Source organism: Corallococcus macrosporus (genome assembly GCF_017302985.1).
Lineage (GTDB): Bacteria > Myxococcota > Myxococcia > Myxococcales > Myxococcaceae > Corallococcus > Corallococcus macrosporus_A.
The window spans coordinates 433,777-450,689 of the sequence record NZ_JAFIMU010000004.1 but is presented as its reverse complement, the minus strand read 5'-3'; the positions used below and the strand labels follow the sequence as shown (position 1 = coordinate 450,689).

Annotated in this window: 11 protein-coding genes and 1 tRNA gene; 5 read left to right on the top strand and 7 right to left on the bottom strand. The window is 69.6% G+C overall.

Annotation, left to right across the window (positions count from 1 at the left end; genetic code table 11):
- Window positions 1-63: 63 nt before the first annotated feature.
- From JYK02_RS07250 to JYK02_RS07235, 4 genes are all read right to left on the bottom strand, one after another.
- Window positions 64-801, bottom strand: a complete 738-nt coding sequence (locus tag JYK02_RS07250) for an SDR family oxidoreductase (RefSeq protein ID WP_207050170.1) — start codon at window positions 799-801, stop codon at window positions 64-66.
- On the bottom strand, window positions 798-2,162 hold the full coding sequence (locus JYK02_RS07245) for an FAD-binding oxidoreductase (RefSeq protein ID WP_207050169.1): 1,365 nt from the start codon (window positions 2,160-2,162) through the stop codon (window positions 798-800). Before JYK02_RS07245 ends, JYK02_RS07250 begins: the two co-directional genes overlap by 4 nt.
- A gap of 13 nt (window positions 2,163-2,175) precedes the next feature.
- Window positions 2,176-3,624: a UbiA family prenyltransferase gene (locus tag JYK02_RS07240; RefSeq protein ID WP_207050168.1), complete on the bottom strand. Its 1,449-nt coding sequence runs from the start codon at window positions 3,622-3,624 to the stop codon at window positions 2,176-2,178.
- 129 nt (window positions 3,625-3,753) lie between these two features.
- Window positions 3,754-5,136 (bottom strand): di-heme oxidoredictase family protein, encoded by a 1,383-nt coding sequence (locus JYK02_RS07235; protein WP_207050167.1) that lies wholly within the window; start codon window positions 5,134-5,136, stop codon window positions 3,754-3,756.
- A 501-nt stretch (window positions 5,137-5,637) separates the two neighbouring features.
- On the opposite strand from JYK02_RS07235, the gene JYK02_RS07230 reads away from it, so the two are divergent.
- Window positions 5,638-8,634, top strand: coding sequence for a DEAD/DEAH box helicase (locus tag JYK02_RS07230; RefSeq protein WP_207050166.1), 2,997 nt, complete (start codon window positions 5,638-5,640; stop codon window positions 8,632-8,634).
- Here JYK02_RS07230 and JYK02_RS07225 read toward each other — a convergent pair.
- Entirely contained in the window at window positions 8,615-9,778 is a 1,164-nt protein-coding gene (locus JYK02_RS07225) for a lipase family protein (RefSeq protein WP_207050165.1), read from the bottom strand. The two genes, JYK02_RS07230 and JYK02_RS07225, sit on opposite strands and share 20 nt — an antisense overlap.
- A 145-nt stretch (window positions 9,779-9,923) precedes the next feature.
- Between JYK02_RS07225 and JYK02_RS07220 the strand changes: the two genes are divergently transcribed.
- Complete coding sequence (locus JYK02_RS07220; protein WP_207050164.1) at window positions 9,924-10,898, top strand: NADP-dependent oxidoreductase; 975 nt, start codon at window positions 9,924-9,926, stop codon at window positions 10,896-10,898.
- 3 nt (window positions 10,899-10,901) lie between these two features.
- Here the strand turns inward: JYK02_RS07220 and JYK02_RS07215 are convergent, their stop codons facing one another.
- Entirely contained in the window at window positions 10,902-11,207 is a 306-nt protein-coding gene (locus tag JYK02_RS07215) for a hypothetical protein (RefSeq protein ID WP_207050163.1), read from the bottom strand.
- A 70-nt stretch (window positions 11,208-11,277) separates the two neighbouring features.
- Window positions 11,278-11,363, bottom strand: a tRNA-Leu gene (locus JYK02_RS07210).
- A 124-nt stretch (window positions 11,364-11,487) separates the two neighbouring features.
- On the opposite strand from JYK02_RS07210, the gene pabB reads away from it, so the two are divergent.
- The 3 genes from pabB (at window position 11,488) to JYK02_RS07195 (ending at window position 16,905) form a co-directional block, all read left to right on the top strand.
- Entirely contained in the window at window positions 11,488-13,623 is a 2,136-nt protein-coding gene (gene pabB, locus JYK02_RS07205; RefSeq protein WP_207050162.1) for an aminodeoxychorismate synthase component I, read from the top strand.
- A gap of 121 nt (window positions 13,624-13,744) precedes the next feature.
- Window positions 13,745-15,391 (top strand): signal recognition particle protein, encoded by a 1,647-nt coding sequence (ffh, locus tag JYK02_RS07200; protein WP_207050155.1) that lies wholly within the window; start codon window positions 13,745-13,747, stop codon window positions 15,389-15,391.
- A 170-nt stretch (window positions 15,392-15,561) separates the two neighbouring features.
- On the top strand, window positions 15,562-16,905 hold the full coding sequence (locus JYK02_RS07195) for an Ig-like domain-containing protein (RefSeq protein ID WP_207050153.1): 1,344 nt from the start codon (window positions 15,562-15,564) through the stop codon (window positions 16,903-16,905).
- The last annotated feature ends 8 nt before the right edge of the window (window positions 16,906-16,913 follow it).

Sequence of the window (16,913 nt, the reverse complement as noted above, 5' to 3'; positions counted from 1 at the left end):
AACCCGCGTCCACTCCGTGTCTGTCTTCCAGGCACGGAGTGGAACCGGCTCAATGACAGACGCCTAGAGCTTCAGCCGCTTGAACACCGGCTCCGGGATGCTGCGGATGATGAGCATGATGAGCGCCCAGAAGCCGGGCACGTAGACCTCGTTCTTGCGCCCATCCGCGGCCTTCAGCAGGCCGCGCGCCACCTGCTCCGGTGAGGCGAAGAGCTTGTTCTTCGGCACGTGGGCCGTCATCGGCGTGTCCACGAAGCCGGGCTTCACCGTCACCACCGCCACGCCGGACTTCGCCAGCCGGTTGCGCAGGCCCTGGAGGAACACGGTCAGCGCGCCCTTGGACGCGCCGTACACGTAGTTGCTCTGCCGGCCCCGGTCTCCCGCCACTGACGAAATGACCACCAGCGTGCCGGCCTTCTGCGCCTCGAAGCGGTTGGCCAGCTCCGTCAGGAGCGACGCGGCGGAGAGGAAGTTCGTGCGCAGCACCAGCTCCGTCGCGGCCCAGGAGCGCTGGCTCTCCGCCTGGTCGCCCAGCACGCCATGCGCCAGCACCGCCCCGTCCAGCCCGCCCAGCGCCTGCCACGCCCGCTCCACGAGGCTCGCGTGCGCTTCACAGTCGTTCAGGTCCAGCGCCCGGAACTCCACCTTCGGCGCGCCGCGCGTGGACGCGTCCCGGGCCACCGCCTCCAGGTTCGCGGCGTTGCGGCCCACCAGGTACAGCGCGGCCCCGCGCGCGGCGAGCAGCCGCACCGTGGCCTGGGCAATGGCGCTCGTGGCGCCAAGGACGATGACTTTCTTCATGGGATGGAGACCTGGCGTCCCTCCAGCGAGGGCAGGGGCAGCGGCACCGGGTTCACCCGGCGCCAGAAGGAGGAGGAGAAGGCAGGGTCGATGTACGCGGCGAACCGCTCGCGCTGGGGGAAGTACGCCGCGAAGCTCTCCGGGCTCATGCGCGCGTCCTTGGCCGGATACACCGCGCCGCCCGCTTCACGTGTCACGCGGTCCAGCTCCTCCACCAGCCGCCACGTCTTCTCGCCCCGGTTGGCGAAGTCCAGGGCCAGCGTGTAGCCCGGGCGCGGAAAGGACATCCACCCGGGCGACGGCAGGTCGCCGAACGTCTTGAGCACGGACAGGAAGCTGGGCAGTCCGCCCCGGGCGCTGCGCTCCAGCAGTTCCTTCAGCGCGTCACGCGCGGTGGCATGCGGCACCACGCACTGGAACTGGAGGAAGCCCTTGCGGCCGTAGATGCGGTTCCAGCCGTAAACGCTGTCGAGCGGGTAGAAGAACGGGTCGTAGTGCACGAGCCGGGGGGACGGCCTGGTCCGCTCCCGGTGGTAGTACAGGAAGTTGAAGGCGGAGACCGACAGCCGGTTGAGACAGAAGCCCGGCAGGTCCATGGGCACCGCGAGCCCGCTGCCATGCGACAGGTGGCTCTTCGCCAGGGGCAGCCGGTCGAACTGCGTGGGCGCGAAGTTGCCCCGGTAGAACAGGCCGCGCCCGAGCTTGCGGCCGCGCGCCAGGCAGTCCACCCAGGACATGGTGAAGTCGTGGTCCGCCTCGGACTCGGCGGACACGCGCATGAAGCCGTCCAGGTTGTCGAACGGGACGGTTTCCTGCACCACGAAGGGGTTGCGGATGGGCGTCAGCTGCACCTCCGCCCAGGTGACGAGCCCCGTGAGCCCCAGGCCACCAATGGTCGCGCCGAACCAGTCCGCGTTCTCCACGGGCGAGCACATCCGGCGGCTGCCGTCCGAGCGCACCAGCTCGAAGCGGCGCACGTGCCGGCCGAACGTCCCGGCCCGGTGGTGGTTCTTGCCGTGCACGTCGTTGGCGATGGCACCGCCCACCGTGACGAACTTCGTGCCCGGCGTCACCGGCAGGAACCAGCCGCGCGGCACGGCCAGCCGCAGCAGCGTGTCCAGGGACACACCGGCCTCGCAGCGCACCACGCCCGTCGTCGGGTCGAAGTCGATGAGCCGGTCCAGGCCCGCCGTGAGCAGCACCGTGCCCCCGTCGTTGAGACAGGAGTCGCCGTAGCTGCGGCCCAGGCCATGGGGCAGCACCGGCCCGTCCACCCGGGGCAGCGCGTCCGAGCGCCACACGAGCGCGCGCGTCTGTTGTTCCACGCGGGGGAAGCGGCCCCAGGAATCCGACGTGCTCATCGCCATGCTCCCGTCACGTCGCCACCCACAGCACCAGCGCCGCGACCGCGCCCACGACGTAGCTGACCCGGTCGCGCAGCGCGAAGACGAGCGGGTCCTCGTTCACGAGCCCGCGGTGTGCCAGCACCCAGATGCGGCCCACCCAGTACAGCATCACCGGGCACAGGAGCCACAGCCGCTCCGGATGGGCATACAGCGCCGTCACCTCCTTGCTGGTGATGTACAGCGCCAGCACCAGCACGGACACCTGCCCCGCCGCCGCGCCCAGGCTCGCGAGCTGCTCGTAGTCCTGCGCCAGGTAGCCTCGCCCGTGCGCGGACGCCTCGTTGGACTCGCGCAGCCGCCGCACCTCGCTCAGCCGCTTGAGCAGGGCCAGCGACAGGAAGAGGAACATGCTGAACATGAGCAGCCAGCTGGACGTGGGCACGCCCACCGCCAGCGCGCCGCCGAAGATGCGCACGGTGTAGAGGCCCGCGAGCACCAGCACGTCCAGCATCACCACCTGCTTGAGCCGCAGCGAGTACGCCAGCGTCAGGACGAAGTACGCGGCCAGGAGCGCGGAGAACGACAGGGGCAGCGTCGTCAGCGCGAGCGCCGCGGCGCCCGCCAGGAGCAGCGGCGCCAGCACCACGCCCGCGCGCACCGGCAGGGCCCCGGACGCGAAGGGCCGCCGGGACTTGGACGGGTGCCGCCGGTCCGACGCCAGGTCCAGCAGGTCATTGATGACATACACGCTGGAGGCACAGAGGCTGAAGGCGAGGAACGCCAGCACCGCGCGCGGGCCCATGCCGCCCTGGGTGGCCTTGTGCGCGGCCAGCACGGGCACGAAGACGAGCGCGTTCTTCGCCCACTGGTGCACCCGCAGCGCCTTCACCCAGGGGCGCACCCCGCCCGGAGGAAGCGCGAAGACGCGGTGCACGGGGCGGCCCAGCCCGTGGGCCTGGCGCAGCACCCCCGCGGTCGCATGCACCACGATGACCTGCCGGCACTCGCGCCACAGCGGGAGGTCCACCGCGTCGTTGCCCGCGTAGTCGAAGGTGCCCAGCACCTCGCGCAGCCGCGCGAGCTTCCGCGCGCCGGAGAGGTTCACCCCGGCCTCGCTGGCGACCACCGTGTCGAAGAGGCCCAGGTGGGAGGCCACCGCGTCAGCGATGCCGCGGTCCGCGGCCGTGGCCAGCACCAGCCGCCGCCCCCGCGCATGCTCCTCGCGCAGGAAGGCCAGCAGCTCCGCGTTGTAGGGCAGCGACGTGACGTCCAGCCGCGCGCGGCGGGCCACCTCCGCCTTGAAGAAGGCCTTGCCCTTCAGCACCCACAGCGGCACCAGCAGCAGCAACCACGGCGCGTGCTTGAGGAGCACGAGCAGGTTCTCGTGCAGCGTGTCCGTGCGCACCAGCGTGCCGTCCAGGTCGACCGCGAGCGGGACGTCGGGGACAGCGTCGGGGGTGGGGGCTGAGGGCTGCATGAAGGGGGCCCGCAGGGTAGCCCAAGGGCCCGGGCCGTCCACCGTTCCGTGGCCTCCGAGGGCGGAAGCCCCCTCCAGGCGACGGTCCTCCTGGCCGCCGTCCGGACAGGAGGGCGCCCCGCCCGTGCCTCAGAGCGACTTCAGGAAGGCGAGCAGCGCGGCCCGGTCCTCCCGGGGCAGCCGCACGTAGCGTCCCTGCGCGGGGGCGGCCTCGCCTCCGTGCCAGAGGACGGCCTCCTCCAGGGAGCGAGCACGGCCGTCATGCAGGAAGCGCGTGTGCCGGTTGACGGACTCCACCAGCCCGACGCCCCACAAGGGCGGCGTGCGCCACTCATTGCCCGTGGCCAGCCCATCCGGACGCCCGTCCGCCAGCCCCTCGCCCAGGTCGTGCAGGAGCAGATCCGAGTAGGGGTAGATGACCTGCCGGGACACCTCATCGAAGCCCTCCACCGGCCCTGTCTCCTGGGGCGTGTCGACGTGGCAGGCCGCGCAGCCGATGGCGCGGAACACGGCGTGGCCGCGCTGGACCTCGGATGCCTCCCAGTCGCGCCGCTTGGGCACGGCGAGCAGGCGCATGTAGATCATCAGCAGGTCCAGGTCGTCCTGGGACACCTCCGGCTCGCCCGGAGCGTCCCGGCCCTGCTCCTGGCGGTAGAGCGTCGTCGTGACGCCCATGTCGGCGACGAGCGCGTGCGCCACCTGCTGGCGCAGCGTGGGCTGGTTGGCCTTCCACCCGAAGCGGCCCAGGCGCGTCTCCCCCGTCTCCACGTCGAGCACCTGGTTCGCCCGGCCGGAGATGCCGTCGTGGTCGCGGTCCTCGGGGTCCGCGCGGGCCAGCAGCGCGGCCTCGGGCAGGGCCTCCAGCAGGCCCAGGCCGAAGTTCACGGGCGACACGCGGGCGGAGAAGGTGGCGCCGTCCCCCAGGGGGCCGTGCACCAGCCCCTGGAACTGGTAGCGCGGGCGCACCAGGGAGTACGGCTCGCCGGTGGCGAACGTGCCGCGCGTCTCCTCGAAGTCGACGCGGACGTGGCCCTCGGGGACCTGGCCCTCCACGGCGTGCGCGTCCAGTTGCATGCCGTACAGCGGATGGGGGCCGGCGCCGTCGGGCGCGCTCAGCTGGAACGCCAGCGAGACGGGCGCCTCCGTGGGGCTGGAGGGAGGCTGGCCCCGGCCGTCCTTCACGTGGCAGGTCATGCAGCCGGTGGCGCTGAAGAAGGGGCCGGCCACGGCGGGGCTCAGGCGCGAATCGCTCCAGTCGCGGTCGAAGACACCCTTGCCCGCGTAGAAGTCCGGCCAGCGCGAGCGCGGCATGTTCATGGGCGCGCGGCCGAAGGCGTTGCGGCCGGTGTCCGCCACCGTGGTGGCGCCGCCGGACTGCTCCACGTTCGGCAGGACCACCGGGGGCAGCGCGCCCAGTACCAGGGGTTCGGGGCGGCGGACGACGGTGGCCCACGCGGCGCCGATGAGCAGCGCTCCGGCGGAGATGCCAGCGAGGGACCAGGGCACGCGCATCGTCACGACTCCTCGACGGGAAGACAAAGACAGACAAACAGACCACCGGGCGGGAAGCAGGAGCCTGCCGCCCGGTGGAGGTGCGGCCTACTTCTCCTGGCCGAAGGACTCGCCCGTGACGAGGAAGTCCGTGGCGCTGGCGTTCACGTCGATGCCGGAGAAGTGGCGGTACGGGTAGGCGCCGTCGCCAATCTCCTCGATGAACTCGACGGTGTCGCCGGTGAGGGCCTTGCCGTCCGCCGTCTTGAGGTTGAACGTCTCAGGTGCAGGTGGGACCTCGACTGTCGGGGGGACACTGCCGGCCGTACCTCATGCACCTGCCACGCCATGTTCCAGGATCTCGAGGCCCTCCCAGGAGGGCGCCGTCCCAGGTGACACGCCTGTCCTGGGGGCTGTAGCGCGGCCTGCTACAGAAGCGCCGGAGCGTGTGTCCCGGGGTGTCACAGCGACGCGCCCCGTTGCTTGCGCCAGGCCCTGCACGGGGCTAGGGACAGCCTTCGTATGTCGGCGCTCGCGGAACTGCTCGAAGCCATCCGGGAAGAGTCAGGCCCGGCCACGTGGTCCGCCGGACAGGCCCTGTCGCGCGCGGGGGTCGTGTCGGTGCAGTCCGTGGACGAGGAGGAGGTCGTCCTCCGCGTCCGCATCCCCGGCCGCCCCACCCCGCTCACCACCACCCTCTACCCCGAGGACGAAATCTGGGAGTGCGACTGCCGGGGGAAGGTGGACCCGTGTGAGCACGTCATCGCCGCGGCCATCGTCCTGCGGCAGGCGGAGGGCCGGAAGGCCACGGCGGCGGCATCCCCTGCCCGCCCGGGCCCTGCCTCCACGGCCGCGCGCCCTGGCGCCGCGCCGAAGCCGGAGCGGCTGGTGTACCGCTTCAAGCGCGTGGACGGCGGCCTCCAGTTGGAGCGGCTGGTGGTCCGGCCGGACAACACCGCGCGGCTGCTGGCCCGGAGCCTGGCGTCCGTGCTCCAGAACCCGGTGGAGGCCGCGCGCATCCACGTGGACCCGTGCGACCTGCTCGCGGACAAGCTGCTCGCGCAGCCCACGCGGGGCGCGCTGCCGCAGAGCAAGCTGGACGCCCTGCTGCACGTGCTGGAGAAGGCGCGCACGGTCATGTTCGACGGAGCGTTCGTCTCCGTCTCCAGCGAGCCGCTCCTCCCCCGCGTCACCGTGGACGACCGGGGCGAGCAGACCGTGCTCAAGGTGGAGAAGGATCCGCGCATCAACGAGCTGGTGAGCCCCGGCGTCGCGCTGGCCGCCGGAGCGCTCTGCCGCCTGGGCGAGCAGACCCTCACGGGCACGCGGCTGGAGAACCTGCCCCAGGAGCGCGTCTTCTCCCCGGAGCAGCTGGCGGACCTGACGGGCAAGGTGCTGCCGGACTTCGCGCGGCGCATGCCGGTGGACGTGAAGAGCCGGCGGCTGCCGCCCATCGACCGGACGCTCAAGCCGCGCATCTCGCTGGAGCTCGACAAGCTGGACACGGGGCTCTCGGTGCTGCCCACGCTGGTGTACGGCTCCCCGCCCACCGCGCGCATCGACAACGGGCGCCTGGTGTACCTCCAGGGCGCCGCGCCCGTGCGCGACGAGCCCACGGAGACGAAGCTCATCCACCAGCTCCGCGACGAGCTGAACATGTCGCCCGGCCGCCGCGTGACGGTCCACGGCAAGGAGGCCGTGCAGCTCGCGGACAAGCTGCGCAAGTGGCGCGGAGGCCTCACGGGCAACGCCGCGGGCGTGGTCAGCCCCGACGTGAAGCTCAAGCCGCTGCTCACGCTGGACACGGCCACCACCGACGCGGGCGTGCCGCGCGTGGGCTTCTCGCTCGACTTCCAGGTGGAGGGCCTGGGCCCGGGTGAGAAGCGCACCGTGGACGCGGGCGCGGTGATGCGGGCCTGGGAGGAAGGCCTGGGGCTGGTGCCCCTGGAGGGCGGAGGCTGGGCGCCCCTGCCCACCGGCTGGCTGAAGGCCCACGGCCAGCGCGTGACGGACCTGCTGGCCGCGCGCGAGCGGGACGGCCGGCTCGCGAACCACGCCATCCCCCAGCTCACCGGCCTGTGCGAGGCGCTGGAGCACCCCGCCCCGCCCGTCATGGAGCGGCTCGCGCCCCTGGTGCAGGGCTTCGAGAAGCTGCCCGAGCCCCAGCTCCCCAGGGACCTCACCGCGACGCTACGCCCGTATCAGCTGCAGGGCGTGAGCTGGCTCACCTTCCTGCGCCAGGCGGGGCTGGGCGGCGTGCTCGCGGACGACATGGGTCTGGGCAAGACGCTGCAGACCATCTGCACGCTGGGCCGGGGCACGCTGGTCGTGGCACCCACGAGCGTGCTGCCCAACTGGGAGGCGGAGGTGAAGCGCTTCCGCCCATCGCTGAAGGTGTCCGTCTACCACGGCGTGGGGCGCACGCTGGACGAGTCCGCGGACGTGACGCTCACCACGTACGCGCTCCTGCGCCTGGACGCGGCCATCCTCGCGTCGAAGACGTGGGACACGGTGGTGCTGGACGAGGCCCAGGCCATCAAGAACCCGGACAGCCAGGTGGCGCGAGCCGCGTACGAGCTGGACGCGGGCTTCCGCATCGCGCTCAGCGGCACGCCCATCGAGAACCGGCTCGAGGAGCTGTGGAGCCTGATGCACTTCACCAACCGGGGCCTGCTGGGCGGGCGCAAGGCGTTCGAGGAGCGCTGGGCCCGGCCGGTGTCGGAGAACCAGAAGGGCGCCGCGGAGGCATTGCGCGCGCGCATCCGGCCCTTCGTGCTGCGCAGGCTCAAGCGCGACGTGGCGCCGGAGCTGCCGCCGCGCACGGAGGCCGTGCGGCACGTCACCCTCACCGAGCAGGAGCGCGCCGTCTACGACGCGGTCCACGCCGCGACCCGCGAGGAGGTGGTGTCGCAGCTCGAGGAGGGCGGCAGCGTGATGAAGGCGCTGGAGGCGCTGCTCCGGCTGAGGCAGGCGGCCTGTCACCCGGCGCTGGTGCCGGGGCAGCAGGCGCGGACGTCCTCGAAGGTGCAGGCGCTGGTGGAGGCGCTCGGCACGGCGGTGGCGGACGGTCACAAGGCGCTGGTGTTCTCGCAGTGGACGTCGATGTTGGACCTCATCGAGCCCGCGCTGAACGAAGCGGACATCGGGTTCATCCGCCTGGACGGCAGCACGGCGAACCGAGGCGCGGTGGCGACGTCCTTCCAGGACGAGAAGGGAGCGCCCGTCATGCTCATCTCGTTGAAGGCGGGCGCGACGGGGCTCAACCTCACGGCGGCGGACCACGTCTTCCTGGTGGATCCGTGGTGGAACCCGTCGGTGGAGGCACAGGCGGCGGACCGCGCGCACCGCATCGGGCAGCAGCGGCCGGTGATGGTCTACCGGATGGTGTCCCAGGGCACGGTGGAGGAGAAGATCCTCCTGCTCCAGGAGAAGAAGCGGGCCCTCTTCGAGGCCGCGCTCGGAGGCGCCACGGGAGGCGCCGCCCTCACGCGCGCGGACCTCATGCAGCTCTTGGACTGACGGGCGCCGCCGCGGGCGCTTCCGAAGCGGGCGCGGGCATGGGCTCCAGCAGCGCCTGGAGCACCCGCGCGTCCCCGAGGTAGCGATTGTGCGTCTCGCCCGACATCCGGGCGCCCAGGGAGGCCTTCTGCTGGATGGGGCGGTGGATGAGCCGCGTGTCATCCGCGCGGAAGGGCGTCTTCGTGCAGAACCAGTCCTCGTCTGAATGGAAGTCGATCCACTGGATGAGCTGTCCATTGTCGGCGCAGCGCTGGATCTCCTTCTCGAACCACTCCGCCCGGCGCGCGAGCAACTCCAGGGGCCCGCCCAGGGTGACGAGCCGGATGGCGGTGCTGGAGCTGGAGCGGAAGTCCGCGAGGACGTCCACCGCCATCGCGGCACCGAAGCTGTGGGCCACCACCGTGACGCGGGAGTACGCACCGCTCTCGACGACCGCCCGGAGCGTGGCATGGACCCGGTGCCGCAGGTCCGTGCGCAGGCCCACGACGCCGTTTCGCATGAGCTTGTCGGTCAGGTAGCGATGGACGAGGTTCGCGACGTCCACGGCCCGGTGGACGGGGAGCGCCCCCATGAGGAGCGACAGCAGCACCCACCCCTTCCAGGAGCCCAGCGTCGAGGCAGCGGGCGCGACGACGTCGGCCAGGTGCCGCAGCATCGAGTTCGCGGAGCGCACGGTGGTGTCCGGCAGCGCCATCGCCGGGAACGTCGGGTCCTGCTTCAGGGCGGAGAAGAACAGGATCAGCGTGCTCGTGTACCAGAACAGCAGGAGGACGAGGCCGCTGACGATGCTGGTCGTCAGCACCTTGCGCTGGCGGAAGCCCTTCCAGACGCCGGAGAAGAGCCAGTAGGCCAGCAGCTCCAGTCCCCCCAGCACCCGGTCCTTGAGCCCCATCCGGGTGAGCGACGGGATGAGGTCCGCCCAGAACGCTTCATAGACATCCAGGGACCGCGTGGAGCGGTCCTCATGCCGGGTCACCTGGAGCTGGAGGCCGCTGGCGCCCTGGATGGTGATGGGCCCCTGCTGGGTCACGACCACGTCTTCGGGAACCTTGAGCAGACCCTCGGTCAGGAGTTCCCGGCCGGAGTCGCGCTGCTTGGAGTCCGAGCCATGGATGAGGACGATGGCTTCCTTGCCTGAGTGCATGGTTCCCCCGTGAACCCTGGAGCCGTCAGGATGCCCGATTCACGAGGGAGGGGATAGGCGCCCTGGAGCACCGTGGACGCTGGTCGTGAGACGCGGAGTGCGCATCGTCTCGGAGGACAGGCATTCCCCGTGAAGGAGTCACAGCATGCCAGCAACCATTCCCGACAAGATGAAGGCCGCGGCGCTCGACCGCTTCGGCGGTCCAGAGGTCCTGGGCATCAAGACCGTCTCCGTGCCCACCTGCGGAGACGATGAAGTCCTCGTCCGTGTAGCGGTCGCGGGGATCGGTGCCTGGGATTGGCTGGAGCGAGAGGGCAAGCTGGCCGAACTGCTCCCGGCCGCCCCGCGCTTCCCCTATGTGCCCGGAGCTGACGGCGCGGGAGAGATTGTCGCCGTGGGCAAGAACGTGAAGGATCTCAAGGTGGGCGACCAGGTCTACGGCTCCGCGTTCATGAGCGCCAAGGGAGGGTTCTACGCGGAGTACGTCGCCGTGAAGAAAGACCAGGCGTCGCGGATCCCCAAGGGGCTGAAGGTGGAGCAGGCGGCGGTGCTCGCGGCGGACGGCATCACCGCGCTGGAGGGACTGGAGGATCACCTCCAGCTCAAGGCAGGGCAACGCCTGATCATCTTCGGAGCGAACGGAGGCATCGGCCACATGGCGGTGCAGTTCGCGAAGCGCATGGGAGCGAACGTGCTGGCGGTTGCCTCGGGAGAGGACGGGGTGGAGTTGGCCCGGAGGGTGGGCGCGGATGCGGTCGTGGATGGCCGCAAGGGGGACTTCGACAAGGTCTGCCGTGAGTTCGCGCCAGACGGCTTCGACGCGGCGCTGGTGCTGGCGAGCGGTGACGCCGCGGAGAAGGTGCTCCAGCACGTGAAGAAGGAGGGGCGCATCGCCTGGCCGCACGGAGTGGAGCCCGCGCCGAAGGTTCCCGAGGGCATCCAGGCGAAGGCCTACGACGGCATTCCCGGAGCGGACGTCATGAAGCGCATGAACGCGCTGATCGAAGCCGGCCCGTTCCACCTGGAGATCGGCCGCATCTACGCCCTGGAGGAAGCCGCGAAGGCGCAGCAGGAGGTCCTCAAGCACCATCTGGGCAAGTACACGATCCGGATCCACTGACCCTCAATGCGGTCCCGAGTCCTCCGTGGCGGTGCGCAGCAATCGCATCGCCACGGAGCGGCATTCGGAGCAGACGACACCGGAGCGCTCCCAGTGCACCTGTGCCTCCAGCTCACTCGGATCCGCGGAGCCTTCGTCTAAACGCCGGACCAGCTCCGCCAGCGCCTCCGAGGAATTGCCAGACAGGTCATCCGAAGGGTCGAGGATGTCCTGCTCCCCTTCCAGCACCAGACTGAAGCGGTAGTAGACAGCATGCGCCGCGATGACGCGCCCGCACGTCGCACAGGTCTTCGCTCGCGGTCCGGTCATGGTGACAAGGATAGCGGCGAAAAGCCCTGGCCGTCTGAGCGAAAGACAGACACCGCGCCAGGATGACCATTGCACGAGCCGGGGCTCGAACCCGGACGACCCTTGCGAGTCAGCGGATTTTAAGTCCGCTGCGTCTGCCAGTTCCGCCACTCGTGCGATGGAAGGAAAGATAGCAGACCCCGCAGCGCATGCGAGGCACCCGCGCATCCCGCACCTTCATCCTTTGGCCGCCAAGCAGCCGGGCTCGAAACGGCCCGGAGAGGCGCCTCCGAAGGGTAAGGTGCGCGCCGTGCGGCAGCGGACGCTCATCATCGACAACCACGACTCGTTCACGTTCAACCTCTTCCAGCTGCTGGCGGAGGTCGGCGGGACCGAGCCCCTCGTCGTGCGCAACGACGAGCGGTCGTGGCACGAGCTGCGTGAGCTCGCGTTCGACAACATCGTCCTCTCCCCCGGTCCCGGCCGTCCCGACCATCCGGCGGACTTCGGCGTCTGCCGGGATGCGCTCCTCGAAGCGGACGTCCCCATCCTCGGCGTGTGCCTGGGCCATCAGGGCATGGGCCACATCCACGGCGCACGGATCCAGCACGCACCGGAGGTCATGCACGGACGCCTGAGCCCCGTGCGCCACTCGGGGACAGACCTCTTCCAGGGCCTGCCGCAGGACTTCCCGGTGGTGCGCTACCACTCCCTGTGCCTCTCCCGGCCACTGCCCGAGGAGCTGGTGGAGACCGCGTGGACCCCCGACGGCGTCCTCATGGCCCTGCGCCACGCCTCCCTCCCCCGCTGGGGCGTGCAGTTCCATCCGGAGTCCATCGCCACCACCCACGGCCGCCAGCTCCTCGCCAACTTCGTCCGCCTGAGCCGCGAGCACCACCGTCCGAGGCCTGCGTCTCCCAGGAGCGGACCGCCTCCGAGGCCCGCCCCGTCGCCCGAGACCTTCCGGGTCCACCACCGGAAGCTGCGGCTCGACGTCGATCCGGAGCAGGCTTTCGTCACGCTCCACGAAGGTCAGGACCACGCCTTCTGGCTGGACAGCAGCCGCGTCGAAGCCGGCCTGTCACGCTTCTCCTTCATGGGGGACGCGACCGGCCCCCACAGCGCCGTCATCCACTACCAGGTGAACCCACGCAGACTCACCGTGAGCCGGAGCCAGCGAACGGAGGAGCACCCCACGGAGCTGTTCGAGTTCCTCCAGCAGGAACTGACACGGCTGCGAACACCCTCCACGAGCCTCCCCTTCGACTTCCAGGGCGGCTTCGTGGGCTACCTCGGGTACGAGCTGAAGCACGACTGCGGCGCGAGCGCCCCGCATCCCTCACCGGATCCAGACGCCAGCCTCGTCCTCGCGGACCGGCTGCTGGCCTGGGATCACCTCGAACGCACGGTGTATCTCGTGGCGCTCGCGCCCGAGCACGAGGCGGCCCAGGTCCAGGACTGGTTCGACTCGACCGAAGCCGTCCTGCGCGCCCTCCCGCCCCTGGCGCCCCTCACTCCGGCCCCTGAAGCCCCCTTCCCCGTCCGACTCGCCAGGGACCGCGCGACCTACCTGGCGGACATCCAGCACTGCCTGGAGCAGCTCCGCGAGGGCGAGACATACGAGGTCTGCCTCACCAACAAGCTCCTCGCCCAGGCCCGCGTCGACCCACTGGCCCTGTACCGCAGCCTCCGCCGGTTGAACCCGGCGCCCTACGCCGCGTACCTCCGGATGGGCCCGCTGGGCATCGCCTGTTCTTCTCCCGAACGCTTCCTGCGCGTGGACGCCGAGCGCTGGGTCGAATCGAAGCCCATCAAGGGCACCCTGCGCCGCGGCGCCACCCCGGACGAGGACGAACGCCTCCGCCGGCAGCTGGGCTCCCAGGAGAAGGACCGGGCGGAGAACCTGATGATCGTGGACCTCGTGCGCAACGACCTCGGGCGCGTGTGCGAGGTGGGTTCGGTCCACGTCCCCCGGCTCATGCACGTGGAGACGTACGCCACGGTGCATCAACTGGTGAGCACCATCCGCGGCCACCTGCGCGAGGGGCTCACCGCCGTGGACGCGGTGCGCGCCGCCTTCCCGGGAGGCTCCATGACGGGCGCCCCCAAGGAGCGCACGATGGAGCTCATCGACCGGCTGGAGGGGGAGGCCCGTGGGGTGTACTCGGGCGCCATCGGGTACCTCTCCGCCACCGGCGCGGCGGACCTGAACGTCGTCATCCGCACGGCGGTGGTCCGCCCCGGCGAGGTGAGCATCGGCGCGGGAGGGGCCATCGTGGCGCTCTCGGACCCGGCGGCCGAGCTGGACGAGATGCTCCTCAAGGCCCGCGTGGTCCTGAAGGCGCTGTGCACGGCGCTCGGGCACCCGGACGGCCTTCCCGAGCCCGACGGCGGGGCGGAGGCCGCCTCCGGGCCCTGGACGGCGGCCCAGGGCTGAGCCCGGGAGGGGTGGGAGGCCCTCCAGGTGGTGGGGAAAGCCCCTCGATTCCTCCACTGCTGGACGGCCGGGGCTTCCGAGGACGTCGCATCCGGCGGGACGCTGTTATAAAGCGCCCCCCATGCTTGAGACCGTCACCAAGGGCTTCCGGGCCGCCAAGAACCGCCTCGCCGGCAAGAGCGAACTCACCCCCGAGCTGGTGGACGAGTCGCTGCGCGACATCCGCGTCTCCCTGCTGGAGGCCGACGTCGCCTTCGACGTGGTGAAGAAGTTCGTCGCCCGCGTCCGCGAGAAGGCCGTGGGCGAAGTCGTGCAGACGTCCGTCACGGACGCAGGGGGCCAGAAGCGCAAGGTCAGCGCGATGGACCACTTCATCAAGATCTGCCACGACGAGCTGGAGGGCCTGATGGGCCCGGTGGACACCAGCCTCCACCTGAAGCCCAAGGGTCAGCTGTCCGGCATCATGATGGTGGGCCTCCAGGGCTCCGGTAAGACGACGACCACGGGCAAGCTCGCCAGCCGGCTCCTCGCGGAAGGGCGCAAGCCCCTGCTCGTGGCCGCGGACATCTACCGCCCGGCCGCCGTGGATCAGCTCAAGGTCCTGGGCGAGCGGCTGAAGGTCCCCGTCTACCACGAGCCCGGCGTGCAGCCGCCCGAGCTGGCGAAGCGGGGCTACGCCGCCGCGCGCGAGCAGAAGTGCGACGTGGTGCTCATCGACACGGCGGGCCGGCTCGCCATCGACGAGACGCTGATGACGGAGCTGGAGTCCATCAAGTCCAACGTGCAGCCGGACACCATCCTGCTCGTGTGCGACGCGATGATCGGCCAGGACTCGGTGCGCACCGCGGCCGAGTTCGACCGGCGCCTCACGCTGGACGGCTTCATCCTGACGAAGCTGGACGGTGACGCGCGCGGCGGCGCGGCGCTGTCCATCAAGGAAGTGACGGGCAAGCCCATCAAGTTCCTCGGCATGGGCGAGTCGATGGACAAGCTGGAGGAGTTCCGTCCGGAGGGCCTCGCGGGCCGCATCCTGGGCTTCGGCGACATCGTCGGCCTGATGAAGGACTTCGAGAAGGTCGTCGACGAGAAGAAGGCCGAGGACGACGCGCGCAAGCTGCTCTCCGGCCAGTTCTCGATGAAGGACTTCGTCGAGCAGATCCGCATGGTCCGCAAGATGGGCCCGCTGAAGGACCTGCTGGAGAAGTTCCCCCTCTTCGGCGACCTCACCGAGCACCTGAACCCGGACGAGAAGGAGCTCACGAAGATCGAGGCGATGTACGACTCGATGACGCAGAAGGAGCGCCTGCGTCCGGACATCATCAACGCCAGCCGCATCAACCGCATCTCCAAGGGCAGCGGCCGCAAGCCGGAGGAGGTGCGCGAACTCCTGCAGAAGTTCGGGATGATGCAGCAGGTGATGGGCACCATCGGCCAGAACCCGGGCCTGCTGGGCCGCATCCCGGGCTTCAAGCAGCTGGGGCAGCTGGGCCAGATGAAGAACATGGACCTGGGCAGCATGTTCGGGAAGGACCCGAAGGCGCTGGAGAAGGCCATGTCCGCGATGGGCGGTGGCATGGGCGGCATGCCCATGCAGCTGCCGCAGATCGCCCCGGGCTACACGCCGCCCATGGGCCAGGCCGCGATGGCCAAGGCCCGCCTGATGGGCTACGCGCCCCCGTCCGTGAGCAAGCCGGACGACCGCGACGCCATCAAGGAGCGGCGCAAGAAGGAGAAGGAGAACAAGAAGAAGAACCGCAAGAAGAAGTAGCCCGAGGCCTTCGCGGTCCCCCTGCCCGCGCGTCCCCACCTGAAGCCAGGGGCGGCGGGCAGACGTGTATCCGGAGCCTCGCGAGAAGGACGCCCGTCCTGTTCCCGGGACACCCGTGGCAGTGTTCTCCCTCGGGACCGAACGGACCCGACCTTGCAGAACACGCCCCCATGTCCAATCCCCGATTCCATCGCCGATGCAGTCTGCTCGTCCTCTTCGCGTTGCTCGCCGCATGCGTGGAGATTCCGCCGTTCGAAGACCCTGTGCCGAGCACGACCACGGATGCAGGGACATTCCAGGACGCGGGCGTCGCCGATCAGCAAGCCCCCCAGTTGCTGACCACCGCACCGGCGAGTGGAAGCACCCGCGTGCCCACGGACTCAGCGTTCCTGCTTACCTTCTCCGAGCCGGTGCAGACGGCTTCGCTGCAGGTTTCCTTTTCTCCCCCTGCGGCGCTGGCAGCCCCAATCTGGGAGGAAGGGCACACCCAAGTCACCATCAAACCGGAATCCAGCCTCGCGGAGGACACCACCTACACCGTGACGATTCAGGGGGTGGATCTGGCGGGAAATTCCCTGGGGGGCGTTGACTCGTTCAGCTTCACCACCACAGGCACGCAGCCGGATACGACACCACCATCAATTCTCTCGACCACTCCGACTCACGGCAGCATCGGGATTGAGCGCAAGCCAACCGTCAAGGTGACCTTCTCGGAGCCCATGGACAAGGCCTCCACGGAGGCTGCCATTTCCTTCACAACTCCGTCCGGATTCACACCAGGAGAATTCTCCTGGAACGCAACAAGCACGGAAGTGAGCTTCAGCTCCAATAGTGAATTTGCCCATGGCGTCAGCGTCGCGTGGCGCGTCGCCAACACCGCGCGGGACACCGCAGGGAATACACTGTCTACCGACACATCAAAAAACTTCCGGACGATCCGGCTCAACACAGCAATTATCAACTTTGATCCCGGAACCAGCGGCTCCCTGAGCGCTCCGAGCTACTTCCGTCAAACGAACTTCTACAACAATGCCTGGGTAGGCGACGACAGCGGAGCCAATATCGATCGGCTCTTCTTTGGCTTCCAACTTGACGTCCTTCCCGAAGATCTGACCCGAGTTATTTCGTCCCGGCTGAAGTGGCCCGTCAGCATGATCATCGGGGACCCGTTCTCCAAGTTCGGCGCCCTTCTGCTTGAGCCGGTAGACGTTGGAGACATCATTGAACTCTCATTCGGCGACTCAAATCCGGCGACCAAGGCTGACTACAATGCAGTCGCGCTGGCTCCGGCTGCTGTTGTTTCCTTGTCCGACAAGCCACTTCGAGGCGATTTCGACGTCACGGCATGGACTATCCAGGACTGGGGAAATCGCAATCTTCGAAACAAGCGGACCCAGTACCGACTGCGGTTCGAAGCGCCCAACAATGCCGACCAGGTCAAGGATCAGGTCTATTCAGACTCCTATGACAACCCTGTACTGGCCACGCTGTGGGTCACCTACGAGTACCCTTAACTTCACAA

What these genes read in the sequence shown, in the direction of transcription:
- JYK02_RS07250 (WP_207050170.1), bottom strand. Translation starts at nt 801, where the DNA reads ATGAAGAAAGTCATCGTCCTTGGCGCCACGAGCGCCATTGCCCAGGCC.
- JYK02_RS07245 (WP_207050169.1), bottom strand. Translation starts at nt 2,162, where the DNA reads ATGAGCACGTCGGATTCCTGGGGCCGCTTCCCCCGCGTGGAACAACAG.
- JYK02_RS07240 (WP_207050168.1), bottom strand. Translation starts at nt 3,624, where the DNA reads ATGCAGCCCTCAGCCCCCACCCCCGACGCTGTCCCCGACGTCCCGCTC.
- JYK02_RS07235 (WP_207050167.1), bottom strand. Translation starts at nt 5,136, where the DNA reads ATGCGCGTGCCCTGGTCCCTCGCTGGCATCTCCGCCGGAGCGCTGCTC.
- JYK02_RS07230 (WP_207050166.1), top strand. Translation starts at nt 5,638, where the DNA reads ATGTCGGCGCTCGCGGAACTGCTCGAAGCCATCCGGGAAGAGTCAGGC.
- JYK02_RS07225 (WP_207050165.1), bottom strand. Translation starts at nt 9,778, where the DNA reads ATGCACTCAGGCAAGGAAGCCATCGTCCTCATCCATGGCTCGGACTCC.
- JYK02_RS07220 (WP_207050164.1), top strand. Translation starts at nt 9,924, where the DNA reads ATGCCAGCAACCATTCCCGACAAGATGAAGGCCGCGGCGCTCGACCGC.
- JYK02_RS07215 (WP_207050163.1), bottom strand. Translation starts at nt 11,207, where the DNA reads ATGACCGGACCGCGAGCGAAGACCTGTGCGACGTGCGGGCGCGTCATC.
- ffh (WP_207050155.1), top strand. Translation starts at nt 13,745, where the DNA reads ATGCTTGAGACCGTCACCAAGGGCTTCCGGGCCGCCAAGAACCGCCTC.
- JYK02_RS07195 (WP_207050153.1), top strand. Translation starts at nt 15,562, where the DNA reads ATGTCCAATCCCCGATTCCATCGCCGATGCAGTCTGCTCGTCCTCTTC.